The sequence below is a fragment of the Paenibacillus turicensis genome, from assembly GCF_050461185.1.
GTDB lineage: Bacteria > Bacillota > Bacilli > Paenibacillales > Paenibacillaceae > Fontibacillus > Fontibacillus turicensis_A.
Genome location: NZ_JBCMOR010000005.1, coordinates 1,578,953 through 1,604,482, shown reverse-complemented (window position 1 = coordinate 1,604,482; position 25,530 = coordinate 1,578,953). Strand labels below are relative to the sequence as shown.

Below are 25,530 nucleotides of genomic sequence, written 5' to 3'. Positions count from 1 at the left end.
TTTATGCAAAAATTTAGAATAATATAATCTACTAGAAACAGCAAATAGAGCACTTTTTTGCTGTTTTTTTATTTTTAGTAATAAGTTAAAGCAAATATATTTTGGTCAAAGAGAGAGCATTTTTAAATTTTGGTAAGATAAATACTCAATTGGTAAAAAAAATTGTAACTTTTTTGGGAGTTTTATCGTTTATAATGCAGACGTAGTATGTGTCTGAATGACAAATAGGAGAAATAGGAGAACGATACACAAATGAAGCGATGGTTTCGTAAATCAAGGGAAAAGGATAAGTCTGAACATGAAGCAGAAGTCATTACTGCAGATCGTTTAGCGCTGTTTGCCGAACCGGAGGGAGCGTCAACTGACGAAGTAGCTCCTACTGCTGAAGAGGGTGTACAAGAGGAAACGATCTCAATAGCTCCTGAAGAGGATACCTTCACAGGACCGGTTCTTAAGGTGAAGGAGGTACACCGATCATTTCCAGTTGGCAATGGTGAAGTACATGTACTTAAAGGAATTAATATGGAGGTTGAAGCAGGACAACTTGTCATGCTAAGAGGACGTTCGGGTTCTGGTAAAACAACGCTGCTTAATATGCTAGGTGGGCTGGATCAGCCATCATCTGGTGAAATCTGGTTTAGAGATGAGCCGATACATGTGCTAAGTGATGATAAAAGAACATTGCTAAGGCGCAATCAGATTGGCTTTATTTTTCAGGCTTATGCTTTGTTGCCGTTACTTTCAGCTTGGGAAAATGTAGAGCTATCTTTACGGATGGCTGACATTCCATCATCAGAATGGAAGCCGAGAATTCGGCATTGTCTTGAATTAGTTGGACTCGGAAAAAGAATGCATCACCGACCATTTGAGATGTCGGGTGGTGAGCAACAACGTGTTGCGATCGCGAAAGCCATTGCACACCGACCTAAGCTGTTGCTAGCCGATGAACCTACAGCAAATCTTGATTCACAAATGGGTGCTCAGGTTATGACCGTATTTAAAAATATCATACTAACGGAGCAAGTAACCATTTGTATGACTACACACGATCCTACGATTTTGGAGGTTGCAGACCATGTTTATCAAATGGTGGACGGAAAATTTATCGAATAACAAAAGTAACGTCTATAGACGTTTAGGTATTATATGTTTATGTTTTGTATTAGTTATTGTCTCAGGTTGTGGATTACTTCCGAAGGAGGATGAGGAGGAGGAAATGCCTGTCATTAAGCCACCTACGATATCCAAAAAACCGGAATATACCGTAACAAAAGAGACATTGAAAAAAACAGTAAATGCTGTTGGCAAGCTGATGAGTCAACGCGAAGAACCCCTTTATTTTACGAACGGTGATCTACATATTAAAACGATTCATGTGAAGGCTGGAGATAAAGTAAAAAAGGGTGCTGCACTTATTGAACTTGATACGGAGGCTTTGCAGAAGGACCTACGTAAGGCAGAGCTTGATTTTAAACAAAATGAATTAGATATGAAACAAAAGCTTCGCCAAAAAGAAGAAATGGATGAAATTGAGTTTGAGAAGGCAACGATCGTATTTGAAGAGCAACGCCAAAATCTGGTAGACCTTCGCAAAAAAATTAGTGACGGTGTATTGCGTGCGCCATTCGCAGGTACCATTGTTTCTCTCAAGGCAGAGAAGGGAGCGACCGTGAAGGCGTATGACTCTCTAGGGATTATTTCAGATACCTCGTCGCTCGTGGTGGCTGCCTCATTTTCGAAGGATGATCTAGCCAAATTATCTGTAGGTATGGATGCTGAAGTTGATATTAATGCGGCAGGTACTTTTAAAGGTAAAGTTAAAGTTATGCCAAGTCCAAGCGCAAACAGTAATAACAATCCGAATGATAATGGTGGAAATACACCGCCACAAAAAGATTCGTTAGACCAATATTTAATTGTAGCACTAGATAAGATGCCAAAGGATATGGAACGTGGTCGACAGCTCGGAGTGACGATTGTTACTGAGGTAAAGGAAGACGCAACGGTTATTCCAATTGCTGCTTTACGTACTATTGGTTCTCGTAATTATGTTCAAGTAATCGAGAATGACGGAAGTAAACGTGAAGTAGATGTAGAGGTAGGGATGCAAACGTCAACAAGCCTTGAAATTAAAAAAGGACTGACGCCAGGGCAGAAAGTAGTGGGTCGTTAATGGGTGCGCCGTTGATTCGTTTGCTGTTCCGTAAAATGTGGAATACGAAATGGCTAACTATAAGTACATTGTTAGGACTCATTGTTGCCGTATCCTTTACCGTAAGTATTCCGATGTATTCGGATGGTTCACTAAAGCGTGTCGTTTCCAGTACACTTATCGCTAACAGCGAAGGGATGCCTGCGGGATCGCTACTTATGAGCTATCAGGCTTCAGGGGGAGCGAAAACAGATCCAACTGCATTAGAAAATGTAAACAAATATATTACAGATGAGGTTCCACAGGAAATTGGCTTCCCATTTGATACGTATGTAAACACTCGCTCCTTGCGTACGAGTGAGATTTATCCAGATGATCCTACTAAGGTCGATGCTAGTCGTACAAGAACAATGACCTTGCTTAGTATGAACAACGTTAAGGATCATATTACAGTTACAAATGGAAAGTTTTTTTCGGATGCTGTTCAAGGTGATGTCATCGAAGTGATGATGCTAGAGGAAGCAATGTATCGTCAGGATTTGCATGTCGGCGATATTATTAATTATCCGATCGCTAGTGGACTTGATATCGTTTTAAAAGTAAAAATTGTAGGTGTGTTTGAATCTAAAGTAGACCAGGACCCCTATTGGTATCAAGGCTTTGAGAGCATGATGAACAATCTGTATGTCAATGATAAAGTGTTTAATGAGCATTTATTGAAAAAATTACAGATTCCAGTTCATAGTAGCGCATGGTATTATGCTTTTGATTTACGTGAAATTAAAACCTCACAACTTACCCCACTTGCAAATACATTAGATCGTTTAAATGTAGAATTGTATCAGAAGCTGAAGGATACAAAGGTGGATATTTCATTTGGTAACTTGCTAGAGGATTTCCGTAAACAAAGCTTACAGATGCAGACGTTATTGTTTACACTTGCTGCACCGATGATTGCGATGGTATTCTACTATATTGTTATGAATGCTAGACAAGCCTTAGATAAGCAAAAAAGCGACATAGCTGTGTTGCGTAGTCGTGGTGCATCTACCAACCAAATTATTTTAATTTATTTATTTGAAGGTATTATTCTTGGTGTTGTGGCCATGATTTTAGGACCATTGCTTGGGTACTTTATGTCAAAAAGTATCGGTTCAGCTAATGGCTTCTTAACGTTTGTTGATCGGAAATCAATTCCGGTTGGCTTTAATATGGACGCTATTTTATTAGGTTTAGGGGCAGTTGTTATTGCGATCCTTGCCACGTTATTGCCTGCAATAAGCTATGCTAGAGCTTCAATTGTTAATGCGAAGCAAAAGCAAGCACGTTCAGATCAAAAGCCATTTTGGCAACGTTGGTTTATCGATATTGTGCTGTTAGCTTTGTCCGGTTATGGATTTTATATGTTTAACGAAAGACAAATGTTAACCTTCCAGACAGGCATGACAACTGACGAGCTACAAGTACAGCCGTTTTTATTTTTTGTACCTGCCATTGCTATTTTTTCTTTGGGGCTATTTTTCTTGCGGGTATTCCCGTTAATTTTAAAATTGATCGGCTGGTTAGGTAAACGTTGGTTACCTGTTCCTTATTATTTGAGCTTAACGCAGTTATCACGTTCTTCCACCGCTTATTATCCGTTAATGATCTTACTCGTTTTGACATTAGGACTTGGTGTGTATAATGCATCTGCGGCGAGAACAATTGATCTTAACTCAACTGAACGTACATTGTATAAGTATGGATCTGATGTAATTGTAAAAACGGTATGGGATTCAACTCCCGAAGCTAAAAAGCCTAATCAAAATAATGCTGGTGGGGGTCAAGGTGGTGGTAATCCAGGAGGTGCTGGTGGAGGCCCTGGCGGTGGTCAAGGCGGAAATCCAGGTCAACCTAACAACCAACCAACGAAGCTTATTTATTCTGAGCCACCATTTGAAATTTTCCGTAAATTAGACGGGGTTAAGGCTGCGGCTAGAGTACTTCAAACAAAAGGTAACATTATCGTTTCTGGTCGATCAGCAGGTCAAGGTATTATGATGGGAATAGATAATTTAGATTTTTCTAAGGTGGCATGGTTCCGTAATGACTTATTCCCGGTTCATCCATTCCAATATTTGAATCTGCTAGGTATGAATGAAAGTGCTGCCTTAGTGCCACAAACCTTAGCAGACAAATATAAGCTGAAGCCAGGAGATGTGTTCCAGGTTTCATTTGGAGAACAAACGGTAGACTTTGCTGTGTATGGTATTATTCCATATTGGCCTACACAATACCCTGATAAAACACCATTTGTTATCGCTAACCTAGACTATATTTATGACCAAGTGCCATTGATTCCTTACGAAGTTTGGTTAAAAATGGAGGACGGGGCTAAAGTTGCACCAATCGTTACTAAGCTTGCTGAAAAAGGGATTGAAGTGTCTTCAGTTAGTGATGTAAGAAGTGAGCTCGTGGCACAAGCCAAACACCCGACACGTGGTGGTGTATTTGGTATTTTAAGTTTGGGCTTCTTAGTTTCTGTCATTATTTCTTTGATTGGTTATATATTATATTGGTTCTTTAACTTATCAGGACGTGTTGTCCAATTTGGTATTTTAAGAGCAATGGGACTCTCTAAGCGTCAACTTACTAATATGTTGCTTGCAGAGCAGATTTTAACAGCAGGTTTGTCTATCGTTTTAGGGATTGTCATCGGTAAGGTTGTAGGTAGACTGTTTCTTCCGTTTTTACAAACGGCAGACAATGTGACAACACAAGTTCCACCATTTAGAATCATCTTTGATTCAAAGGACACGCTGCAATTATATGTTGTTGTATTCGTGATGCTTACGCTTGGAGCAGGGCTCCTATTCTGGCAAATTCGCCGTTTACGTGTGCATCAAGCGGTGAAGATGGGAGAGGAACGTTAATATGATTCAATGCGAGGGCTTAGTAAAAATCTTTAAAACAGAAGATATTGAGGTTGTTGCACTCCAAGGTCTTAACTTAAATGTAGAGCAGGGCGAAATTATGGCCATCATTGGGAACAGTGGGAGTGGTAAATCTACGCTTCTAAACATTTTAGGCGGGTTAGATCGTCCATCAGCAGGTCAGGTCAATGTTGGCGGCTGGGATTTATTGAAAATCAAGGATGAACAGCTCGTAGAATACAAGCGAAAAACGGTTGGTTTCGTGTGGCAAAATAATGCCCGCAACCTGTTACCTTATCTCACTGCCCTTGAAAATGTAGAAATGCCTATGATGCTAACAGGTAAAGTAGATCGCGCTTATGCAATGCAGTTATTGGAATGGGTTGGGTTAGAGCATCGGATGCACAGTAAGCTTCATCAATTATCGGGTGGGGAACAGCAGCGGGTTGCGATTGCAATATCCTTGTCTAACCGCCCACAAATGTTGCTTGCCGATGAACCGACAGGCTCAGTGGATACAGCGACCTCAGATAGAATTATGAATATTTTCCGTCAGGTAAATAAAGAGCTAGGAATTACCGTTGTTATTGTAACGCATGACTTGGAGCTAGCGAGTAAAGTGGATCGAGTGGTTGCAATTCGAGATGGGCTTACAAGCACAGAGTTTGTGAAGCGCAATCCTAATTTAGATGATGCAGATCAAGGCTTTGAAGGAGGTGGCAGCCTACAAGAGGTACATGAAGCATTTGTAGTTGTTGACCGAGCAGGAAGATTGCAGGTGCCTAAAGAATATTTAGAATCGATAGGAATTGAAGGTAGAGCTTCAATGGAATTTGATGGAGATAAAATTGTAATTACAGCACCAAAGTTAGTGAAGGGGGAAAAAGTTGAATGACGAAAAAAAACAAATTTAAAAAGCTACTGACCGCTACCATTGTGGCAACGATGGCATTGGGACTGCTAGCAGGGTGTACGAGTACAACATCCAAAAATGAAAATGAGCAGAAGGTAGTAAGAATTGGTGTCTTATACGGATCCACTGATGATTCTTATTTCCGTCAGCAATATACCGATTTGTTTGAGTACTCAAATAAAAATGTAACCTTTGAAATCGTACCTGCTATCGATTACTCCTCTTATCAGTTTAGTGAAAGTAAACAAAGAGAGAGACCCGATGAGTTTGAAAGTTTAAAGAAACTAATGACAGGAGATAACCCTGTTGATATCGTAATTGCGGACACAGGTACATTAAAAAAATTAGTTCAAGAAAATATGCTCAAACAGCTTGATCCATTAATGCAAGAGGATAAATTTGATACGACTGATATCGTCCCTGCTGTATTAGGTGGCTTAAAAGATATTGGGGATGGTAAGCTATACGGACTTACACCATCGTTTACCTCATCTGCATTATTTTATAATAAAAAAGTGTTTACAGATGCAGGCGTAGAAGTACCCAAAGACAATATGACATGGGATGAAGTTTTTGCAACAGCAACTAGATTGGCGAAAGGTGAAGGAAAGGAAAGAACCTTTGGCTTCTCATTTAGCTCATATGGTGGTGATGCATACTGGAGTATGCAAAATATTTATATGAATACACTTCAGCTTAAAACGTTTGACGATAAAGCGGAAACGATGACTGTAAATTCACCACAATGGAAAAAGTCATGGGAATCGATTGCTAAGCTAATGAAAGATAAAATTGTCCCAACTGATCAGGATACAGTAAGTGATGATGGAAACTGGACACCAATTAGTAATGATTTATTTTTACAAGGTAGATTGGGAATGCTGATTGGCGATACCAATTATATTAATCAAATTGAAAATGCAAATAAAAATGCGGTAGGAGAAATCAAAGATTTCAAAGCCGTAGATTGGGATGTAGTTACTGTTCCTGTTCATGCTGAAAAACCAGATATTGGTGGGAATATGTACTTGAGCAATATTTTTGCAATAAATAACACTGCACCTAATGCTGAAACTGCTTGGGAATTTATCAAGTTTGTAAATGGTGAAGATTTTGCTAAGCTCAGATCGCGCAGTGGTTCAAGTTATGAGATGGTATCACGTAAATCATTTATTAAGCCTAAACAAGGTTTAGATTATAATGTTGAAGCTTTCTATAAATTAAAACCTGTACCACCAACTAATTCAACTTTAGAAAAGCTGTATATAGAGAAGCCAGGATTAAATCAGGTTAATGATGGTAATAAGTATTTCCGACAGGTGGTTGAGAATAAATTAAGTGTAGAAGAAGCATTAAAGAAATGGACCGAGGATGGCAATAAAATGCTGATCGAGCTTAAAAACAATCCTAAGGTTCAATTTCAAGAGGATGGTACGCCATATGTACCAAGTGAAGAAGGAATTGCACGTTAGTCCTTTATTCTTCGTATATTGATTGATAATAAAGTCTTATTAGCTGTTAAAACGTGGGCTGAGTCCCAAATCAGCTAATAAGACTTTGTTTTTTTGATTACAACTTTTTTTAATGTTTTGTATGCAATTGGGTATTCTATAGCTTAAATAAGCTTATAGGAGGATTTATATGCAATGGGTTTACTTTAATAAATTATACAAAACAAAATTTCAAGCCGGTTGCCTTGCTAAGCGATTGGAACAGGATGGTTGGATTTATGGTTTTGATGAAATGAGAGAGGTTGAAATTTATCGTTCGCGAAAAGGAAAATATGGGGTGCGTTTTATCCAATAAATAATACTTGACGAATCGCTTCATTATCGTGTATATTATTACTTGTCGCTGTTTATTATCGCGGGGTGGAGCAGTTCGGTAGCTCGTCGGGCTCATAACCCGAAGGTCGTAGGTTCAAATCCTGCCCCCGCAATTAGATTTGCGGGCCCTTAGCTCAGTTGGTTAGAGCGGTCGGCTCATAACCGATTGGTCGGGGGTTCAAGTCCCTCAGGGCCCATAGCAAGTAACTCCCTTGTCTAGCAAGGGAGTTTTTGTTTTATAGAGAATATATTCATACTAAATCTAGTATGTGTTATAAGAAAAAAGTAAAATATTACTTGCAACATAACTTTGATATGTGGTATAGTCATGAATACAGGATATAACTCCTGTATGAATTTAACGTAGTCCTCGTTAAATCTCTTATTAAGCCGGGATGGCGGAATTGGCAGACGCACAGGACTTAAAATCCTGCGGTAGGTGACTATCGTACCGGTTCAAGTCCGGTTCTCGGCATCATTGAAAAACATCGTATTTTTCTCTTTGTAAAAGGAGGACAATACGATGTTTTTATTTATGTAACTTAGGTCGTGTCTGAAAAGTCATTCAAGGTCATCTGTTACCGCCTTTTCATCCTCTACTGCGTTACTTTTCCTTGACTTACCCCCGGTAAGCCTGCGTAAAAGTGCCTTGTATAGATCGAAAATTCGCCAACATCTGCTCCCTGCTGACTTTTCAGATACTCCCTAGCGTTTATGTATTTTTATTGTGTGATTAAAGATGTGGTTATTTTAAGCTCATTTATGGTAAATTAATAATTACTATAAATAGAAAGAAGGCGTACACCTTGATTTTAGCAGCATTAGAGCAAGAAGAACAATATCGCCAAGCATACCCAGGCTTCGCACAAGCGTTTGATTTCTTAAAGCAACCGGGCGTAGCAGAGCTAGAACCAGGTAAATATGAGATTGATGGTCAAAATATTTATGCAATGATTCAGCACTACAATAGCAAACCAGAAGAGAATTGTGGTTGGGAAAGTCATCGTAAATATATTGATATTCAATATTTGATTGAAGGTAATGAGCAAATTAATGTTGCTCCAACTGATCAGCTTGTGATGAAGGGCGACTACATAGTAGAGAAAGATAAGGTTAGCTATGAAGTTCCAACAATAAAAACTAATGCTTTACAGCTAAATGCGGGTCAGTTTGCAGTATTTTTCCCTCAGGATGCTCATCAGGCTTCGATTAGCTCAGAAGAGTCTGTAGCTGTAAAAAAAGTGGTTTTAAAGGTGCAAGTATAGAATTGAAAATGAAGAGTAGATAAACAGTGTAGCATCATCCTTGGAGGGTGGTGCTACTTTTATAACGTCAACAATACGAACCTATGGTATCTAATAATAAAAAACACTTGCATTATATAACGTGTTTATGTTATATTCTATATTACAGGCGTTCAGTTAATTTGTTTCTTGTTTAAGCCGGGGTGGCGGAACTGGCAGACGCACAGGACTTAAAATCCTGCGGTAGGTGACTACCGTACCGGTTCGATTCCGGTTCTCGGCATTACATGTATTACATACGCTTAGAAGAAAAAGGGTGTTCATATTATGAACGCTCTTTTTTTTGCGCTTTTTTCCTTCAGTATACGTGTTAAATATATAAAAGCGGTTGCCCTCATCCCCTTGCTGTCGTATGCTAAATATATTAGAAACTTAGAAAAATATACATATTGCTATATTCAAAAGGAGAGATGAACTGTTGTTTGGAAATGATTGGGATCAAATTTTAGAAAATGAAATAAATCAGGAATATTTTAAAAGCTTAATGAAATGGGCTGATTTACAATATGAGCAGGATACTGTTTTTCCCCCTAAAGAAAATATTTTTGAGGCCTTAAAACTCACTAGTTTTGTAAATACGAAAGTAGTCATTATTGGGCAAGATCCATATCATGGTGCTGGACAAGCTCATGGACTTAGCTTTTCTGTACAGGATGGGGTCAAGATTCCACCGTCACTAAGAAACATTTATAAAGAAATGGCAAGTGACCTTGGTGTAGATATTCCGACGACAGGTGATTTGACGCCATGGGCAGAGCAAGGGGTATTACTTTTAAATAACGTTTTAACGGTACGTGAAGGCGAAGCAGCATCTCACCAAGGAAAAGGGTGGGAAGTATTTACAGACGCAGTTATAGGGGCATTAAATGAGCGTCAGCAACCAGTTATTTTTGTGTTATGGGGAGCACATGCTCAAAAGAAGGGTGAAAAGATTAATACAGAACGGCATGTTGTTTTAACGTCTGCACATCCAAGCCCATTAGCGGCAAGAAGAGGTTTTTTTGGCAGCAAGCCATTTTCGACGATAAATCAGCATTTAACTAGACTTAATGAAGTACCGATAGACTGGAGTTTGAAGTAACGATCGTTTTAGATTGCTTTAAATGGTAGTAAAACTAGTTCAATTGTATCAATTATGTCAAAAAGACTTACGTAATTACTCCTATTAGACGATAAAGGAATAGTATGAGTATACGAAAATTTGGAAATCTGATTAAAAGGAGAGAATAAAATGTTAGTAAACAGGAAATGGGTGAGCAGATGGGTGCTAATTTCTGCGTTACTGCTCAGCATAGTTTTCCCGTCAGGAGTATTTGCAGCCACTGGAGATGTTTTATCTATAGACATTGAAGGCTCTTCCTCAACATTGGAATTAACAGTCGGTAAAACTACAAAACAATTAAAGGTATGGGCTACTGTAGAAGGTTCTACTGTAAAAAGAGATGTGACTGGCAATGTAACTTGGAAATCTAACGATGATAGCATAGTAAAAGTAGAAAATGGATTTCTGACGCCGCTCAAAGCTGGTACAACTATGGTTAAGGCCACACATGGTAGTGCCATTTCGACAATTGAGGTTAAAGCGGTTGAAACATATAAGAAGCTCGATTTATCTTATTCCTTAGAAGGTAAATATACGTTAGGCAACACTGAAGAGCAGTTAAAGGTAAAAGCGACTGCGAAAACAAATGTGGATTCTGCTACACCAGTAGATGTGACAGATGATGCGGAATGGACAACCTCAAATGGTAATGTGCTTACGATCTCTAAAGGGCAAATTACATTAGTTGGTGAAGGTTCTGCTACAATTACTGCTAAATATTCTGGCTTAACAGCTACATATAAAGCGACAGTAAGCTCGCCTTATACTGCATTAAGAATTACTAAAGAGAGCTCATCTGATGCTTTAAAGGAGCTAGAACTAGTTGTAGGTGATAGCTCAATCAACTTAAATGCTAAAACCTCTTTAGCTACGGATAATTCCCTTCAGGATGTAACCGAAAAAGGGAATTGGACTTCGTCTGATGTTAACGTTGCTAAAGTTGAAAATGGAAAGCTTACCATCTTAGCTGCAGGTAAAACTACAATTAAGGTTACTTACTTAGGTGTAAGTGCAGAAGTTGATGCTTATGTTCGTAGTCCATATGAAGCGATTATGTTAACACCGTCAGAAGACATTGTTATGTTTATTGGCGAAAAATGGAATGCTAAAGCTGAAGTGCGTAGTGGTGTAAATACGACTCAAGATGTAACTACCTCTGCGACATGGAGCTCCTCTAATCAACTACCTGTTACAGTCAATGCAGGTTTGATTGAAGCAAAGGCTGTGGGTGATTCTGTTGTTAAAGTAAGTTATCATGGCGTTAGTAAGAGTGTTAACGTGAAGGTGCTTCCAACGGTTGTAGATATTACTGCCAAGGAAAAAGAAATCGACTTATTAAATGGGGATACTGCGAAGCTTCCAGCCATTACAGCAACAAAGCTTGATAATGAAAGTATGGATTTTAACAAATATGTGAAGTGGACGTCTAGCCGCGAGGATATCGCTACCATTGCAGAGGATGGAAAAGTCGTAGCGAAATCTGCGGGTACTGCTGTGTTAACAGCTCGGCTTCCAGAAGCAAATATTACATCTGGTACATCTCCAGTTCGGAGCAAAACAGTAACAGTAACTGTAACGATTAAGGAAAAAGTGTTAACGATGTTATCTGATCCGGAGCGTTTGATTGTTGTTGTTGGAGAAGAACAAAGTTTACCTAGCATTACAGTTGTATGGGAAAATGGGAATGAACAGCCTAATTTTCAAAACCAGCTAACCTGGAAACTTACAGGTGCTAATGGGGTAATAAAGGATGCTACTGACGGTAAAAAAATTAAAGGCTTATCCAAAGGCTCAGCAGTATTAAAAGGAACTTATTCTAATAAGGAAATTTCAATACCTGTTACATTTGAACAAAAAATAACTAAGATTGTTGTTGAGCCTACGAATCTTAATGTAAATGTAAAAAGCTCTAAATCCATTAAAGTGACTGGTTACTACAAGGATGGTAAAACAGTAAATTTATCTACAAAAATGAACTGGCAGCTCTCTAATTCTGATGTAGTGACACTGAATACCTCCTCTGTGAGAGGGGTTAATGAAGGAACTGTTACGTTAAGTGGATCTTATCAAGGTCATAATGCGACAGTGACTGTAAATGTAGTTCCTAAGTTAAAGAAGGTTTATGCAAATACGAAACGGATTAATGCTGCACCTGGTTCTACTCATAATATAGTTGTTACCGCAGAGTATGATACAGGTAAAACGGCAATCGTAACGAATAGTGTAAATTGGACCAGCAGTAAACCAGCAGTTGCTAAGATGAACGCAGGACGGATTGAGGCAATTGCGAAAGGTACAGCTACAATTAAAGGTAAATTTGATGGAAAAACTATCTCAATTACAGTGGTTGTAAAATAAAGTAAAATAACTATATGTTATGATAGTTATCCGACTGGCATATCAACGTTAATATTGTTGAGTGCCAGTTTTTATTTTATATGTTTATTAAACGTTATGATTTAACAAATTTAACTATTTAACTGATAAAGGAGTATGGACATCACGAGCACAAGCAGAGGAAATAAATCAAAAGGGACTAGGGCTAGATCAAGGCGAAAAGTTCATAAAATGAAAAAAATGTGGTATGGATTAGTCATGGCGTTATTTGTCGCCTTTGGTTATCATTTTTTAGAAGAAACAGACTTAGTTAATGATGTCCAGCAGGGATCTATACAAGGGCAACAGTTACAAGAACAACAGCTCAAAGGGCAACAACTACAAGTTAACTTTTTAGATGTTGGACAAGGTGCATCCCAGTTAATCATTACTCCATCGGGTAAAACGATGTTAATTGATGGTGGAAATAATGATCAACAAGAGAAAATGGTACAGTATTTACAGCATTATGGAGTAAAGCGATTAGATATTGTCATTGCTACACATCCTGATGCAGACCATATTGGTGGGCTAATTGCTGCAATAAAGTATGCGGACGTTGGCAAAATTTATATGCCAAAGGTGCAGAACAATACAAAAACGTTTGAGAACTTATTAAGAGTAATTAAAAATAAAGGTTTAAAGATTACTACAGCTAAAGCAGGGTTATCCTTGGAGTTAGAGGATAAGATCGATATTAATATGATTGCTCCCATACTAAATGGACTGGATAACAATAACATGAGTGCTGTGATACGTATTCAATATGGTCAAACCTCATTTTTGTTAACGGGGGATGCTGGTAATGAAAGTGAGCAAGCGATGTTGTCCTCCGAAGTTAATTTAGCTAGTGATGTGTTGTTAGTAGGTCATCATGGTTCAAAAAGCTCAACGACTACTCCATTTTTGAAAGAGGTAAAGCCCAAATATGCTGTAATTCAAGTAGGGGAAAATAAGTACGGTCATCCCACTCCAACAGTGTTAAAGCGGCTTCAAGAAAGTGGAGTCCATATTTATCGTAATGATACCCAAGGAACAATTGAATTTAGATCAGATGGATTAAACTATTCAATCAAGACGGAGAGGTAATCGGATATGTTAGCTATCATTGATTCATTTGAAGAGGATTATTGTTTGATTGAAATCGATGGACGTATTGAACCTGTTCAACGTGCTTTAGTTGATCATGCGGTAAAAGTAGGGGATGTTGTAGATTGGGATGGACACAAGTGGATTACTAATAGGAAACAGACTGCTGCGCGTTCGCAATCTATAAAGAAGCTTATGGATGATCTATGGGAAGATTAGCTTAAGGATTTAATCTTAGGCAATGAGTGATATTTAAGCATTTAGAAACAGGAGATAAAGCAATGTTTATGTTGCCTTGACCTCCTGTTTTTGTTTTAGATCAGAAACTAACTATTCCCGGGAAATAATTACAGAGAAGTCCCCTTTAAGTGTGTATTCGCCAAAATTTACAGGTAGGATAAAATGATCGCCTTTAGTAAGAGCATAGCTTTTTGAACCTATCTGTAATGAACCTTGTCCAGCTATCACGCTACATATTGTGTATTTTGTATGTGCTGGCAATGTGGTGTTATTAGTAATATCCCACTTTTCTACAGTGAAAAACTCATTTGAAACGAGCTTAGTTATAATGATTCCACCTTTATTTTTTTGCTCAGGTTTAGTAGGGACATATACTTGTGGAATGGTAGTGACGTCAATTGCTTTTTCTAAATGTAGCTCTCTAGTGTTTCCATCCTTATCCATACGATTATAATCATATACACGATAAGTCGTGTCAGAGCTTTGTTGAGTTTCTAATACAACAATTCCTTTGCCAAGGGCATGAATCGTTCCACTTGGTACATAAAAGAAATCGCCAGCTTGCACAGGAACCTTAGTCAGTAAATCATCCCATTTACCCTCTTTAATATATGAAATTAGTTGTTTCTTAGTCTGTGCCGCATGGCCGTAAATAATTTCAGCCCCTGGCTCCGCATCAAGGATATACCAGCATTCTGTTTTCCCTAATTCCCCATTCTCATGAAGGTTAGCGTATTCATCATTTGGATGTACCTGAACAGACAAATTATCAGATGCATCTAAAATTTTAGTTAATAGCGGAAAGCGGGGGGAGCTAGATTGAAATAGCTCTGGATGTGAATCCCACAGTTCACCTAGAGTTAAGCCTGTGAATGTTCCCTCCCTTACTACACTTTGTCCATTCGGATGTGCGGAGACTGCCCAACATTCTCCTGTACGAGCATAAGGAAGATCATAAGCAAATAACGTTTTTAATTTTTGTCCACCCCAAATCCGTTCTTGAAAAACAGGGGATAAAAAAATTGGTTGCATCATAATTAATCTCCTTTAAACCATTTATTATTTATAAGATACATGTACTAGAGCGGCCGCACCAATTAATCCCGCATTTTGCTGGAGCTGTGCAGGTATGATTGGGGTGCTTCTTCCAGTAGGATTTAACGCATTTTTCCCGACATAGCTTTGGATTGTTTCAAATAAAGCGGGACCAACCTGAGAAACCCCACCACCAATAATGACCTGTTCAGGATCAAACGTATTAATGAGTGTTACACATCCGATAGCAATGTAGCGGAATACCTGATCCACAAGCCTTTTCATCTCCATATGACCATTTGCTGCAAGCTCAAATGCTTCCTTACTTGTTACTTGTTGGTCTAGTATTTGGGATGCCTGCCTTGCAATCGCAGTACCAGATGCAATGTATTCAAAACACCCATCTTGACCGCAGTTACAATGTCCAGCAGATGGATCTATAACGATATGACCAATATCGCCAGCATTACCTGTAGCCCCTGTTAATAATTTTCCATGTGCAAATATGCCAGCACCGATGCCGGTACTTATCGTCATAAAAATAAAGTGATCCAATTTTTGAGCTGCACCAACCCATTTTTCTGCTAATGCTGCTGCTGTGGCATCGTTTTCAAAAAAGATCGGGAAATTAAAATAGCGTTGTAATGATTGGATGATAGAAAAGTTCCACCAGCTTCGTAAATTTGGCGGTTCTACAATAATTCCTTTTTGCGTATTAAGTGGCCCTGGTGCACCTACACCGATACCAGCAATTGAAGAGCTAGGAATAGCATGTTCGTGTAGCAATTGTGTTGTTGCATTGGCAACACGTGTTATCATCTCATCTGGAGAAATTGACAAATCGGTAGGCAATGTAGTTTGCGCAGTAATCGAACCTTGTGAATCAACAAGCCCAATCGCAATTTTTGTCCCACCAATATCAATTCCAATTGCATAGTTCATCAAAGGTAGCCTCCAATCTTTGTATTTCAACTTGACAAACTTGACAAAGATATAGTTAGTAAAGTAATGTTGAGCTAAGTTTATCATGTTTTGTGGAGGTTGAAAAGCTTGAGTAAAAAGAAAAAAATTACGATGCAGGATATTGCAAATAAGCTGAACATTTCTAAAAATGCAGTGTCGCTTGCTTTGATGAATAAAAAGGGCGTTAGCAATGCAACACGTGAGCTTGTTTTACAATGTGCAAAGGAATTAGGATATAGTAATACAAATTTAACGGAATTAAATAATAATATTATGGTTTTGATTCCTGAACGTGTAATGAGCTATGAAGATCAAGACCATTTTCAATTTTTTCATGATATGTTGTGGGGGTTAGAACAGAAAATTCGGGAAGAGGGCATGAATGCAGTTGTCGTCAGGATCGATAAAGAAACGGAGAGGACACTAAAGCTGCCTAGATTGCTAAATGACATTGCTTATCGGGGTATTATTTTGTTTGGGATTATAGATTATGCTTACGCAAAATTTATATATGAACTTGATGTACCACTTGTGATGTTAGACTCCTATTACCGCGATTTGCCTTGTCCTGTCGTTACTTCAAGTAATATTGAAGGGGCATGTGAGGCGGTAAACTATTTAATAGCAAAAGGGCATAAGGAGATAGGATTTATTGGTCCTGTAAATTTAACAACAAGTCATGAGGAGCGTTGGTTTGGTTATTTAACCGCGTTAGAGCAACATCAGCTGACGATTCGGCCCCACCTTCAACTTACTCAATCAGAAAGCTTTAGTAATACAAAAGCAGAAATAGAGCTCTTTATAGCTAAGCTATCTAAACTAAATCAGCTTCCAACCGCCTTTTTTTGTGGCAATGATCGAACAGCATATATTTTACAAGATGTTTTACTTGAATTGGGGGTTCCTCAGCAAACGTGGCCTTCCATTATTGGTTTTGATGATATAACATCACCTAACTCAAATCATTTACCTATAACTACGATGTCAGTACAGAAGGAGAAAATATGTGAAGCAGCAGCTAAGCTGTTAATCACGACTTCTGCAAGCACTTTTATAAACTATAGGGCAGCATTACGTTATTCTATCCCACCAATATTAGTGGAGCGTCAATCTGTGATGGGACTATAAGGAGACGATATAGAGAAACAAAAAAACGATTACCAAGCAAGTTGGCAATCGTTTCTATTAAAATGCTTATTTTACAGCTGCTTCATAACGTTTTTCAACTTCAGACCAGTTAATTACGTTAAAGAAGGCCGCGATGTAGTCAGGACGTTTGTTTTGATAATTTAAGTAGTAAGCATGCTCCCAAACATCTAAACCTAAAATAGGAGTTTTGCCTTCCATAATTGGTGAATCTTGATTTGGCAAGCTGTATACGGATAATTTACCGTTAGCATCAACAGCTAGGAATGCCCAGCCACTACCAAAGCGAGTTGTTGCTGCTTTAGCGAAATCTTCTTTAAATTTATCGAAGCCACCAAGCTCGTTAGCGATTGCATCTGCTAATTTACCAGAAGGCTGTCCGCCACCGTTAGGACCGATGATTTCCCAGAACAAGGAGTGGTTAGCATGACCACCACCATTGTTGCGAACTGCAGTGCGGATTGCTTCAGGAACGCTATCTAAATCTGCAATAAGTTCCTCAACAGATTTGCTTTGCAATTCAGGTGCGGATTCTAATGCCGCATTTAAATTCGTAACGTAAGTGTTGTGGTGACGATCGTGGTGAATCTCCATAGTTAAAGCGTCAATGTGTGGTTCCAAAGCGTTATTAGCGTAAGGTAAAGCTGGTAATTGATGTGCCATTATATAATTCATCCTCTCTGATAATATGTAAATATTAGATTTGATATCTTTATTATAATTAATTCAATACACTTAGTCAACATAAATGTATGGTAAGTATGTTAACTAAATAATTATGCTTATTTTATATTACAATAGGCTCTCATTAACGGGATTTTATAGCATTGACAAAAAGAATTGTCTTAGACATAATTACAGTCATGTTTATTTATTACCCATTAATTTGATAAGCAAACAAATTAGTTATGCTTTAGGAAGCATCATATGTATGATAAGCCTACTACGAAGCAAAATAATAAATAATGGTGGTGAAGGTATGGGACTAGGCATTGTTGTTGTGGAAGTGTGTGAAACCAATGTGTTAAGCAAGCTTGAGCTTGAACAGTTGGAGGAGGAATTTCCTGAAGTTGCAGTGATGCGTACAGATTGTCTTAACTTGTGTGGGTTATGTAAGCTTCGCCCATACGCTTTAGTAAATGGCAAAAGGGTTGTAGCAAAATCGGAAGAAACATGTCTTCAAGCGATAAAACAAAAAATTAAAGATGAATTGCTTGAATATGATGTTGAATAGGATAGATATAGTATAAAATAATTGAACTGCACCACAACTAGTTAGAACTTGTCTAAGTATTGGGGTACAGTTCATTTTTTATTTATTGGACTATACAAAAACATAAAATCATATCTAAATTTTAAGCCTCTTTTTCTGAAGACTTCTCTTTTGTAATCGTATAGCGACAACAATTTCCTTCTTGAGCTAGGCACTCACTGCGCTCAACATTAGCATCTAATAAGGATTCAAATAGTTTTAGCTCACATTCACAGGCATGCTGATATTGATTAGCAATTTGTGAGATGGGGCAATTGTGCTCAATGAGTATATATTCGTTTTCATCCTGTTGCTCTAACTTGGTCATATAACCGTTGTCATTTTGAATTTGTGCTAATGTTTTAACTTTATCCTCAAAGGACTTGCCTGCCATTGAAGATTTGTATTGTTGTTCTAGTTTTTCTTTTCGACGATCAAATAAGCGATCTACAAGCTCATAATCTGTTTCTTCAGCTAAAACATCTAACAAGTCTAGTGTAAGTGTATGATATTTTTTAGGAAAAAGGTTGTCTCCTTGCTCTGTTAGTCCATAAACAGCGGTAGGCCTTCCCATGGTTGGCCGCACTAATTTTGACTCAATAAGCCCATCTCTCTCCATTGTGCCAAGATGTCGACGTACAGCCATTTCAGTTATACCTAACTCATCCGTAATTTCCTTTGTACTAAGAGGACCGCTTGTTTTCATCATATGAAGTATTTGTTCCCTAGTGGAAAGCTCTTGATTCATTTTCATGGTGATACACCTCCTAGTCGTTAAGGTTAAGGATGCTCATTAAGCAAGTAATCTTAGGATGCACGAGTCTGAAATTTATGTCTACATTCATCAGAGCAAAAGCCTTGGTGCTCCACATAACAAGAATCACAGCTAATATATTGTAAGTTACACTCAGGGCAATTAATATATTGATCATTAGACTCATGACAATGGAAGCAAGTACCTACAACGATATCTTCATCAGTTCGATTAATGGGTACAGAAATCCGCTCATCAAAAACGTAACATTTCCCATCAAACAATCGACCTTGTACTTCCGAATCCTTACCATAAGTAACAATACCACCATCAAGTTGGTTAACATCTGTAAAACCTTCATGGATTAAAAATCCCGTTAATTTCTCACAACGAATGCCACCTGTACAATAGGTAAGAACTTTTTTATCCTTAAATTGTGCCATATTGTTGCGAATCCATTCTGGGAATTCTCTGAACGATTCAACATCTGGTCGGATTGCACCACGAAAATGACCAATATCATATTCATAGTCGGTTCGTCCATCTAAAATAATAACATCATCTTGCTGTAGCTGCTCATAAAACTCCTTAGGTGATAAGTGCTTACCTGTAATTTGATTGGGGTCAAGCTCACGTTCGTATCTAAAAGTAACAAGCTCCTCCTTGTAACGAACAAACATTTTTTTAAATGTATGTGTCTCAACCTCATCTACTTTGAAGACGATATCTGAAAATAGGGGGTTAGCTCGTAAATCCGCCATATATTGCTCAGTTTGCGCTATAGTTCCTGAAACAGTTCCGTTTATCCCTTCACTTGCAATGAGGATTCTGCCTTTAAGTCCAAGGTTTTTACAATAGCGTAAATGCTCTTGTGTGAATTGCTCTGGATCATGAATTGTGACATATTTATAGTACAACAGTACTCTATATTGAAGTTGTTCCATATGCACCACCTAAATTATATATTTTCTTCTGAATTGTATTGAATTTTATGTACTTAGTCAATATTAAAGTATAGTAAGTATAGTATGTATGCTCTTAATTGGGATTTAACTACAGCGAAAAGCCACCCTAATATAATTAAAGTGGCTCTAAAACTAAACTTATAATTCTTTCTTATTGTGAAACCTTAATATGAGTTTTAGGTGCAACTCGATGTGCCAGAAGCTGAGAGACGGTTACGAAGGAATATCCTCTTTTTTTCAATTCAGGTAATAAAATAGACAATGCCTCAGCGGTTTGAGGCTCATGATAAACACAATCATGCATTAAAATTATATCTCCGTTACGTACATTTTTTAACACTCGATTTACAATTTTTTGCACGCCAGGAGAAGCCCAGTCCTTCGTATCTTGGTGCCAGGACCATAAAATAAGCTGTAATTTATTTTCTTTAGCGATATTTACAATTTTTTCATTAAATTGTCCACCGGGAGGACGAAAAAAAGTTGCTCGATGTCCTGTTGCCGCAAAAATTGCGTCTTGTGTCTCACTAATTTCATTTAGCACTTTGTTCGGGGCTATATTTTGAAAAGAGGGATGGTGGTAGGTATGATTGCCAACCTCATGGCCTTGAGCTAATTCCTTTTTTAAAATATCAGGATATTTTTTAACCCGACTACCAACGACAAAAAACGTTGCTTTAGCATCATTTTTTTCTAACACCTCTAAAATTTTTAACGTTTGTTTTTCATCAGGTCCGTCGTCAAAAGTGAAAGCAAGTGCCTTCTCCTCTGTAGGAACATCCCACACAATGTCACCACGTTCCTCATAATAATGACGATTGCGCAAATGTGAATTAGGTTGAGCGCTTGCCTGGCAAGTAAGCATAGGGAAAATGATACATGTGATCACTGTTAGCCTACGGCAAAATAAGTTTCCTGTAAACATAAGTAGCACACCCTCCAATGGTTAGCAATGTATAAAGATTAGTGTGCTTTATGGGATGTGATTTTATCCTTTATTTTTAAACTGCTAAAGTTTGTTGCCTAGGATGATGCTGTTTCTTGCTCAATGGAACAGGCAGATAACAAGTTAATGCATGTGTCTAAAATGAACATGAACACCAGATGGAAATATAATTGAGGTAACAGGGGAGCATGAGCCAGAAGAAGGTGAGTTAGTTATTACTGAAGGCTTGTAAAAATAGTGGAGCAGTCATACGCACACATTGGGTCATCATCAATTAAAAACAAAAAAACCGATACAGGAGTATCGGATATCATTATTTGATTCTTTTTAAGGTAGCTTCTTGCTCAATGGAGCGAGCTGATAATAATTCTATAATACGATGTTGATTTTCTAGGACAGCTTCCATCTTCATGACACGTTCATTAGTGTCTAAGACCGCTTTTTTAATTAAGTGCTGATCTGCTTCAATACGAATGAGACACTCGTCCATTCGACCTAAACGTTCATCAATATGAATGAAGTGAGAAGTCAACTTCTCTAGTTGTTGATTTAAAATTGCAAACTGTTTATCTTCCATAAATACAGCTCCCTAATTAGAATAGGCTAAGGTTATTGTAGCAGATATTTTTTAGCGTTTCTACTTAATTTGAGTTGATTTACTCTATCATTATGTTTAATCCCCTTTCTATGTCTAGAATAATACATATTAACTAAATATATGGATATGTATTTTTGATAATTGTTTATGATAGGAGAATATATTTTTGAATTGCGTTAAATAAAAAATCAAATCGAAAAAGAGATAGAAGTAATAATAAGAAGGGAGAGATAAAGTTATATTTAATTGGATGGTGCTTTACAATTTGAGCTTAACCACTTATATTATTTAAATAGGACGAAAAATGGATAACAATATTAATTCGATCTGTTAGCTCAGCAGGGAGAGCGCTATCTTGACAGGGTAGAGGTCGTAGGTTCGAACCCTACACAGATCATACTTTTGATAGGTGAGTTTTTATGATCAACCATTAACTTTAAGGATACAAAACTCCTTTTAGTTAATGGTTGATTATTTTAATTTCGTTAAATATTGTGTATATTCACATCCCCACTAGCTAACACTTAAAATAGATTTTCTTAGGGGGGGATTCTGATGGAAAACAACAGTAATGGCAATGCGAAGCTAGGGCTTATTGTTGCTGGAATTGCTTTAATACTAATTACGCAAGGCTGTAATCATGATCAAGCGCTGTCAGAGCGACCATCAAAACCTGCTTGGTTTGGTCATTCTATTGTAGATGATGTATATGAACCTGCAATTGTAGAAGACGTATATTCAAAACAATAGTATAATGAGACGATATTCTAAGCAAAAAGGTGTGAATGACGTAAGATGACAGCAGTAATTATCCCTGTTAAGGAAAAAGACCAGCTAGAGCATTGCTTTTCGATTCGAAAAGAGGTTTTTGTTAAGGAGCAACAAGTCCCGTTAGAGATTGAAATTGATGAGTTTGATGTGCTTAATGAAAATGTGCATCATATCTTAGTTGAGGTAGAGGGCAAACCTGCTGCAACGGGAAGACTAATTTTTTATAAGGATAATGCAGCCAAGCTACAGCGAATTGCGGTCAGCAAGGCGTATCGAGGGCAAGGCCTAGGTGCTGTTTTAATTATTGCTTTAGAAGAGCTTGCTCGAGAATTAGGGCTGACCAAATCAGTGTTAGATGCCCAGTGTCAGGCTGAAGGCTTTTATGAAAAGCTAGGCTACACTACGGTATCCTCAGAGCCATTTGATGATGCGGGAATCCCTCATGTACGCATGGAGAAGATGTTATAAATAGTTTTTGTATGAATGGGACATATTATCATTAACCCCAACGGGAAATGAAAATGGAGGAGATGAAAGCTATGGACATTCATACAAGAGAACGTTTCATTGCCGTTCAAAAAAATGGGGACGGTGACTTAAAGGCATTTAAAACATCTAGTGGACGAGTACTTGAATACAATGAAGCATTAAACGAGGTACAAGCGGGTGCAATTGCAGGTGTGAATGTATTTAAGGGAAAAGATGGCGAAATGTATATTCGTGGAGATGCAGATGGAGATCCAACTAATAATTTAGATGCATTACCAACATTTTAATATTAACAATGAAATGGATTTAAATAAACGGTGTGGCCAATGAGCTACACCGTTTTTTTGCTTTTAAAAACAAAATGGATAGCTACACATTCTAAAAATTAACATAATAAACGTTGTAAATTTGGAAAAAGATAACTATAATAAATTTAAACCTTGTTTTAAATAACGTTTAAAATGTTATTTAAATCATAATCTAAAAATAACACAAAACAATGAAGTCATAATTTATTTAAATAAAAAAAATGGGAGGTTCCCTATGGAGACTGACAAAAAAATAGAAACTAAAGAGAAGATAATGCGCGCGACTCTGGAGTTAACTAAGCAAGAAGGGTTTGAGAAGATCACCATTAAAAAAATTGCAGAGGCTTCAGGCACAAACGTAGCTTTAGTTAACTATTACTTCGGGTCTAAAGAAAACTTGTTTAGCGAGTCCATCAAATTGATATTAAGCAGCTTTGAACATACTTTTACGATACTTGACGATTTCACTATATCTGCACGAGATAGATTGAGGCAATTTTTACTGAATTATTTGCAAGTCATCCGACAATACCCCGAATTGCTCTCTAGAATCATCCTGATGGGTCAGACTGTTTTCTCCTCTCAGCATGAATATGGGTCATTTTTAAATCTATTAGGATTTCCTAAAATACAGCGTACTTTAAGAGAGTTAACCAATGAACAGCAGCCAGACCAACTGATGACGATGACGGTGCAGATTTTTGGTGCTCTGTTTTTACCGGCACTAATGAGTCCTATTCTTGAAACTGGAGCCTCTATAAAAATTGCCCCAATAGAGGATCAGATTGACTTGCTATTTGAAAGATATTTCCATTAGTTCAATCGTATTTGGTTAATAAACTTAAGATTGAGGTGGATTAGAATGAGTCTTTTAAGAAAATATTGGCAGGATTTTGGGCTAATTATTGGATTTGTAGTCTGTATTGTTCTTGTAATGAACTGGGCAATCATACCGCGGATGAACAGCATTTTGTGGTTGAGCTTTGTTGCAATTCTTCTTCATCAATTTGAAGAGTATCGCTGGCCAGGGTACTTTCCAGGCGTATTCAATATAGCGCTATTTAAAAGTCACTCTCCAGACAACTATCCGCTAAATAAACAGTCTGCAATGATCATAAATGTGGTGATCGCCTACATATTCTACTTAATCCCGATCTTCTTTCCTTCAGTTATATGGTTAGGAATGGCGCCTGTATTAATGGGCTTTTTCCAAATTATTTTTCATGGCATCATCATTAATATAAGAGCAAAATGCATATATAATCCTGGATTAGCTTCCGCACTTTTTGTGCATTTACCGGTTGGAATCTGGTATATCAACTACGTATATGAACAGCATTTAATTACTTGGTCTGACTGGATTTGGAGCACATTTTATTTTGCCATCGCTGTTTACATTTTTATCGTAAAAGGGAATACATGGTTACGCAACAAAAACTCTATTCATAAATTTTCACAAAACCAATTAAGTTCTATATTTAATAATAAAAAAGGTCGATCGTTATAAAGTAAGCGACAGCTTGGGGTATAGTATCTTGATCCTTGCTGTCGCTGTCTTTCGATTATCGCTGTGTCCTTCCTCTTCACTCTTAATCTATAAAGTATAAATTTTTTGCTGCTCCAAAAATTTCATTTCCCCGATACGCCCTACAAAATCGCCCATGTTATCTTCATAATGCATTAAAGAAATCATCTGTTGGATGTCAGTAGGAAGAGACAATAACTCCTGTAATGACGTATGAACACGTCCAACTCCGTTTAATTGTACTTCGTGAAAAATTTGAGTAATCTTCTCCTCATAAACGAGCTTATATAATAAATTTGGCTGAAATGTCATGTCTGAGCTATAAAAAATATGATCATTAATGACAAGCGAATAGCTCGATTTTCCTGGCATATGTGGTGTTTGCAAGAGCTTAAGAGTAAGTCCCTCCGCAATTTGGTTTGTCACTTCTTTCTGAAGTGTTATGACCTCAAAATAATCTCGAATACCTAAGTCGTCCCCGTTCCCCATTGCACCTTTTAACGTGTTTTCCCAGAGCGGTGTCACGAGATCTTCTGCAATGTATAATACGGGTTTGCGCTGGTGAATTAAGTTCATATAAAAGGCAAATTCCTCAAGGCCTCCGACATGATCGCCATGAATATGAGTAATAAAAATCGCATCGATAGACTCGGGCGAACGACCAAGCTCGTGAAGTGCAAGTAATGCCGTATTGCCACAATCAATGAGTAAAGTGTAGTTCTCGGTAAGTAATAAACCATTATTGTTATAGTATTTTCTTGAAAAGGCGCCACCAGTTCCTAACATTTGAAGCTGTAAGGTCATTACATAAGCCCTCCTAGTATAAAATGGGTATAAATGACTTCGCTACCGCAACTTCATTTC

The 25,530-nt window shown here is 37.7% G+C and carries 26 protein-coding genes and 5 tRNA genes; 23 read left to right on the top strand and 8 right to left on the bottom strand.

From position 1 onward, the window contains the following. The first annotated feature begins 252 nt into the window (after nt 1–252). The 15 genes from ABE099_RS09715 (at nt 253) to ABE099_RS09645 (ending at nt 13,893) form a co-directional block, all read left to right on the top strand. Nucleotides 253–1,113, top strand: coding sequence for an ABC transporter ATP-binding protein (locus ABE099_RS09715; RefSeq protein ID WP_430029730.1), 861 nt, complete (start codon nt 253–255; stop codon nt 1,111–1,113). Next, nucleotides 1,076–2,173 (top strand): efflux RND transporter periplasmic adaptor subunit, encoded by a 1,098-nt coding sequence (locus ABE099_RS09710; protein ID WP_430029727.1) that lies wholly within the window; start codon nt 1,076–1,078, stop codon nt 2,171–2,173. Before ABE099_RS09715 ends, ABE099_RS09710 begins: the two co-directional genes overlap by 38 nt. Beyond that, nucleotides 2,173–5,064 carry an ABC transporter permease gene (locus tag ABE099_RS09705; protein WP_430029725.1) on the top strand — a complete coding sequence of 964 codons (2,892 nt, stop codon included), beginning with the start codon at nt 2,173–2,175 and terminating at the stop codon, nt 5,062–5,064. Before ABE099_RS09710 ends, ABE099_RS09705 begins: the two co-directional genes overlap by 1 nt. 1 nt (nt 5,065) lies before the next feature. After that, nucleotides 5,066–5,959 carry an ABC transporter ATP-binding protein gene (locus ABE099_RS09700; RefSeq protein WP_210088087.1) on the top strand — a complete coding sequence of 298 codons (894 nt, stop codon included), beginning with the start codon at nt 5,066–5,068 and terminating at the stop codon, nt 5,957–5,959. Further along, nucleotides 5,956–7,449 carry an ABC transporter substrate-binding protein gene (locus ABE099_RS09695; RefSeq protein WP_430029723.1) on the top strand — a complete coding sequence of 498 codons (1,494 nt, stop codon included), beginning with the start codon at nt 5,956–5,958 and terminating at the stop codon, nt 7,447–7,449. The genes ABE099_RS09700 and ABE099_RS09695 overlap by 4 nt, the downstream gene beginning before the upstream one ends. Nucleotides 7,450–7,618: 169 nt before the next feature. Next, the gene (locus ABE099_RS09690) at nt 7,619–7,783 is read left to right on the top strand and encodes a hypothetical protein (RefSeq protein WP_210088089.1); all 165 of its coding nucleotides are present in this window, start codon (nt 7,619–7,621) and stop codon (nt 7,781–7,783) included. A 59-nt stretch (nt 7,784–7,842) separates the two neighbouring features. After that, nucleotides 7,843–7,916: transfer RNA gene (locus ABE099_RS09685), tRNA-Met, on the top strand. A 10-nt stretch (nt 7,917–7,926) separates the two neighbouring features. Beyond that, nucleotides 7,927–8,000, top strand: a tRNA-Ile gene (locus ABE099_RS09680). 192 nt (nt 8,001–8,192) lie between these two features. Then, nucleotides 8,193–8,278: transfer RNA gene (locus ABE099_RS09675), tRNA-Leu, on the top strand. A gap of 331 nt (nt 8,279–8,609) precedes the next feature. Beyond that, nucleotides 8,610–9,068: a YhcH/YjgK/YiaL family protein gene (locus tag ABE099_RS09670; RefSeq protein WP_430029721.1), complete on the top strand. Its 459-nt coding sequence runs from the start codon at nt 8,610–8,612 to the stop codon at nt 9,066–9,068. A gap of 176 nt (nt 9,069–9,244) precedes the next feature. After that, nucleotides 9,245–9,330: transfer RNA gene (locus tag ABE099_RS09665), tRNA-Leu, on the top strand. Between the two features lie 195 nt (nt 9,331–9,525). Then, complete coding sequence (locus ABE099_RS09660) at nt 9,526–10,188, top strand: uracil-DNA glycosylase (RefSeq protein ID WP_430029719.1); 663 nt, start codon at nt 9,526–9,528, stop codon at nt 10,186–10,188. A gap of 150 nt (nt 10,189–10,338) precedes the next feature. Next, nucleotides 10,339–12,567: an Ig-like domain-containing protein gene (locus ABE099_RS09655; RefSeq protein ID WP_430029716.1), complete on the top strand. Its 2,229-nt coding sequence runs from the start codon at nt 10,339–10,341 to the stop codon at nt 12,565–12,567. Nucleotides 12,568–12,777: 210 nt separating this feature from the next. Continuing rightward, nucleotides 12,778–13,674, top strand: coding sequence for a ComEC/Rec2 family competence protein (locus tag ABE099_RS09650; RefSeq protein ID WP_430029714.1), 897 nt, complete (start codon nt 12,778–12,780; stop codon nt 13,672–13,674). A 6-nt stretch (nt 13,675–13,680) separates the two neighbouring features. Next, nucleotides 13,681–13,893: a DUF3006 domain-containing protein gene (locus ABE099_RS09645; protein WP_430029711.1), complete on the top strand. Its 213-nt coding sequence runs from the start codon at nt 13,681–13,683 to the stop codon at nt 13,891–13,893. A gap of 111 nt (nt 13,894–14,004) precedes the next feature. On the opposite strand, the gene manA is transcribed toward ABE099_RS09645, so the two are convergent. Next, the gene (manA, locus tag ABE099_RS09640) at nt 14,005–14,949 is read right to left on the bottom strand and encodes a mannose-6-phosphate isomerase, class I (RefSeq protein ID WP_430029708.1); all 945 of its coding nucleotides are present in this window, start codon (nt 14,947–14,949) and stop codon (nt 14,005–14,007) included. A 24-nt stretch (nt 14,950–14,973) separates the two neighbouring features. Continuing rightward, complete coding sequence (locus ABE099_RS09635) at nt 14,974–15,891, bottom strand: ROK family protein (protein ID WP_430029706.1); 918 nt, start codon at nt 15,889–15,891, stop codon at nt 14,974–14,976. A 108-nt stretch (nt 15,892–15,999) separates the two neighbouring features. Between ABE099_RS09635 and ABE099_RS09630 the strand changes: the two genes are divergently transcribed. Next, complete coding sequence (locus ABE099_RS09630; protein ID WP_430029703.1) at nt 16,000–17,040, top strand: LacI family DNA-binding transcriptional regulator; 1,041 nt, start codon at nt 16,000–16,002, stop codon at nt 17,038–17,040. Between the two features lie 66 nt (nt 17,041–17,106). Here the strand turns inward: ABE099_RS09630 and ABE099_RS09625 are convergent, their stop codons facing one another. Continuing rightward, nucleotides 17,107–17,721 carry a superoxide dismutase gene (locus tag ABE099_RS09625; protein ID WP_210088098.1) on the bottom strand — a complete coding sequence of 205 codons (615 nt, stop codon included), beginning with the start codon at nt 17,719–17,721 and terminating at the stop codon, nt 17,107–17,109. 316 nt (nt 17,722–18,037) lie between these two features. On the opposite strand from ABE099_RS09625, the gene ABE099_RS09620 reads away from it, so the two are divergent. Further along, on the top strand, nt 18,038–18,292 hold the full coding sequence (locus ABE099_RS09620; RefSeq protein ID WP_430030563.1) for a DUF1450 domain-containing protein: 255 nt from the start codon (nt 18,038–18,040) through the stop codon (nt 18,290–18,292). 121 nt (nt 18,293–18,413) lie between these two features. Here the strand turns inward: ABE099_RS09620 and ABE099_RS09615 are convergent, their stop codons facing one another. From ABE099_RS09615 to ABE099_RS09600, 4 genes are all read right to left on the bottom strand, one after another. Continuing rightward, entirely contained in the window at nt 18,414–19,064 is a 651-nt protein-coding gene (locus tag ABE099_RS09615; protein ID WP_430029700.1) for a helix-turn-helix transcriptional regulator, read from the bottom strand. Nucleotides 19,065–19,117: 53 nt separating this feature from the next. Continuing rightward, on the bottom strand, nt 19,118–20,008 hold the full coding sequence (locus tag ABE099_RS09610; protein WP_430029698.1) for a rhodanese-related sulfurtransferase: 891 nt from the start codon (nt 20,006–20,008) through the stop codon (nt 19,118–19,120). 172 nt (nt 20,009–20,180) lie between these two features. Beyond that, nucleotides 20,181–20,954: a polysaccharide deacetylase family protein gene (locus tag ABE099_RS09605; RefSeq protein WP_430029696.1), complete on the bottom strand. Its 774-nt coding sequence runs from the start codon at nt 20,952–20,954 to the stop codon at nt 20,181–20,183. 334 nt (nt 20,955–21,288) lie between these two features. Then, the gene (locus ABE099_RS09600; protein ID WP_430029694.1) at nt 21,289–21,552 is read right to left on the bottom strand and encodes a hypothetical protein; all 264 of its coding nucleotides are present in this window, start codon (nt 21,550–21,552) and stop codon (nt 21,289–21,291) included. Between the two features lie 345 nt (nt 21,553–21,897). Between ABE099_RS09600 and ABE099_RS09595 the strand changes: the two genes are divergently transcribed. The 6 genes from ABE099_RS09595 (at nt 21,898) to ABE099_RS09570 (ending at nt 24,648) form a co-directional block, all read left to right on the top strand. Then, nucleotides 21,898–21,970: transfer RNA gene (locus tag ABE099_RS09595), tRNA-Val, on the top strand. A gap of 158 nt (nt 21,971–22,128) precedes the next feature. Beyond that, nucleotides 22,129–22,323 carry a hypothetical protein gene (locus ABE099_RS09590; RefSeq protein WP_430029691.1) on the top strand — a complete coding sequence of 65 codons (195 nt, stop codon included), beginning with the start codon at nt 22,129–22,131 and terminating at the stop codon, nt 22,321–22,323. A gap of 45 nt (nt 22,324–22,368) precedes the next feature. Beyond that, nucleotides 22,369–22,812 carry a GNAT family N-acetyltransferase gene (locus tag ABE099_RS09585; protein WP_430029689.1) on the top strand — a complete coding sequence of 148 codons (444 nt, stop codon included), beginning with the start codon at nt 22,369–22,371 and terminating at the stop codon, nt 22,810–22,812. Nucleotides 22,813–22,883: 71 nt separating this feature from the next. After that, nucleotides 22,884–23,120 (top strand): DUF3892 domain-containing protein, encoded by a 237-nt coding sequence (locus ABE099_RS09580; RefSeq protein WP_210088109.1) that lies wholly within the window; start codon nt 22,884–22,886, stop codon nt 23,118–23,120. Nucleotides 23,121–23,376: 256 nt separating this feature from the next. Next, nucleotides 23,377–23,958, top strand: a complete 582-nt coding sequence (locus ABE099_RS09575) for a TetR/AcrR family transcriptional regulator (protein WP_430029685.1) — start codon at nt 23,377–23,379, stop codon at nt 23,956–23,958. A 45-nt stretch (nt 23,959–24,003) separates the two neighbouring features. Then, a complete protein-coding gene (locus ABE099_RS09570) occupies nt 24,004–24,648 on the top strand; it encodes an HXXEE domain-containing protein (RefSeq protein ID WP_430029682.1) in 645 nt (214 codons plus the stop codon). Between the two features lie 87 nt (nt 24,649–24,735). On the opposite strand, the gene ABE099_RS09565 is transcribed toward ABE099_RS09570, so the two are convergent. Beyond that, complete coding sequence (locus ABE099_RS09565) at nt 24,736–25,470, bottom strand: MBL fold metallo-hydrolase (protein WP_430029680.1); 735 nt, start codon at nt 25,468–25,470, stop codon at nt 24,736–24,738. Nucleotides 25,471–25,530 lie beyond the last annotated feature (60 nt).

Excerpts from the sequence above, each read along its gene's own strand:
- ABE099_RS09715 (WP_430029730.1), top strand. The coding sequence starts at position 253 with ATGAAGCGATGGTTTCGTAAATCAAGGGAAAAGGATAAGTCTGAACAT.
- ABE099_RS09710 (WP_430029727.1), top strand. The coding sequence starts at position 1,076 with ATGTTTATCAAATGGTGGACGGAAAATTTATCGAATAACAAAAGTAAC.
- ABE099_RS09705 (WP_430029725.1), top strand. The coding sequence starts at position 2,173 with ATGGGTGCGCCGTTGATTCGTTTGCTGTTCCGTAAAATGTGGAATACG.
- ABE099_RS09700 (WP_210088087.1), top strand. The coding sequence starts at position 5,066 with ATGATTCAATGCGAGGGCTTAGTAAAAATCTTTAAAACAGAAGATATT.
- ABE099_RS09695 (WP_430029723.1), top strand. The coding sequence starts at position 5,956 with ATGACGAAAAAAAACAAATTTAAAAAGCTACTGACCGCTACCATTGTG.
- ABE099_RS09690 (WP_210088089.1), top strand. The coding sequence starts at position 7,619 with ATGCAATGGGTTTACTTTAATAAATTATACAAAACAAAATTTCAAGCC.
- ABE099_RS09655 (WP_430029716.1), top strand. The coding sequence starts at position 10,339 with ATGTTAGTAAACAGGAAATGGGTGAGCAGATGGGTGCTAATTTCTGCG.
- ABE099_RS09650 (WP_430029714.1), top strand. The coding sequence starts at position 12,778 with ATGAAAAAAATGTGGTATGGATTAGTCATGGCGTTATTTGTCGCCTTT.
- ABE099_RS09645 (WP_430029711.1), top strand. The coding sequence starts at position 13,681 with ATGTTAGCTATCATTGATTCATTTGAAGAGGATTATTGTTTGATTGAA.
- manA (WP_430029708.1), bottom strand. The coding sequence starts at position 14,949 with ATGATGCAACCAATTTTTTTATCCCCTGTTTTTCAAGAACGGATTTGG.
- ABE099_RS09635 (WP_430029706.1), bottom strand. The coding sequence starts at position 15,891 with ATGAACTATGCAATTGGAATTGATATTGGTGGGACAAAAATTGCGATT.
- ABE099_RS09625 (WP_210088098.1), bottom strand. The coding sequence starts at position 17,721 with ATGGCACATCAATTACCAGCTTTACCTTACGCTAATAACGCTTTGGAA.
- ABE099_RS09620 (WP_430030563.1), top strand. The coding sequence starts at position 18,038 with ATGGGACTAGGCATTGTTGTTGTGGAAGTGTGTGAAACCAATGTGTTA.
- ABE099_RS09615 (WP_430029700.1), bottom strand. The coding sequence starts at position 19,064 with ATGAAAATGAATCAAGAGCTTTCCACTAGGGAACAAATACTTCATATG.
- ABE099_RS09610 (WP_430029698.1), bottom strand. The coding sequence starts at position 20,008 with ATGGAACAACTTCAATATAGAGTACTGTTGTACTATAAATATGTCACA.
- ABE099_RS09605 (WP_430029696.1), bottom strand. The coding sequence starts at position 20,954 with ATGTTTACAGGAAACTTATTTTGCCGTAGGCTAACAGTGATCACATGT.
- ABE099_RS09600 (WP_430029694.1), bottom strand. The coding sequence starts at position 21,552 with ATGGAAGATAAACAGTTTGCAATTTTAAATCAACAACTAGAGAAGTTG.
- ABE099_RS09590 (WP_430029691.1), top strand. The coding sequence starts at position 22,129 with ATGGAAAACAACAGTAATGGCAATGCGAAGCTAGGGCTTATTGTTGCT.
- ABE099_RS09585 (WP_430029689.1), top strand. The coding sequence starts at position 22,369 with ATGACAGCAGTAATTATCCCTGTTAAGGAAAAAGACCAGCTAGAGCAT.
- ABE099_RS09580 (WP_210088109.1), top strand. The coding sequence starts at position 22,884 with ATGGACATTCATACAAGAGAACGTTTCATTGCCGTTCAAAAAAATGGG.
- ABE099_RS09575 (WP_430029685.1), top strand. The coding sequence starts at position 23,377 with ATGGAGACTGACAAAAAAATAGAAACTAAAGAGAAGATAATGCGCGCG.
- ABE099_RS09570 (WP_430029682.1), top strand. The coding sequence starts at position 24,004 with ATGAGTCTTTTAAGAAAATATTGGCAGGATTTTGGGCTAATTATTGGA.
- ABE099_RS09565 (WP_430029680.1), bottom strand. The coding sequence starts at position 25,470 with ATGACCTTACAGCTTCAAATGTTAGGAACTGGTGGCGCCTTTTCAAGA.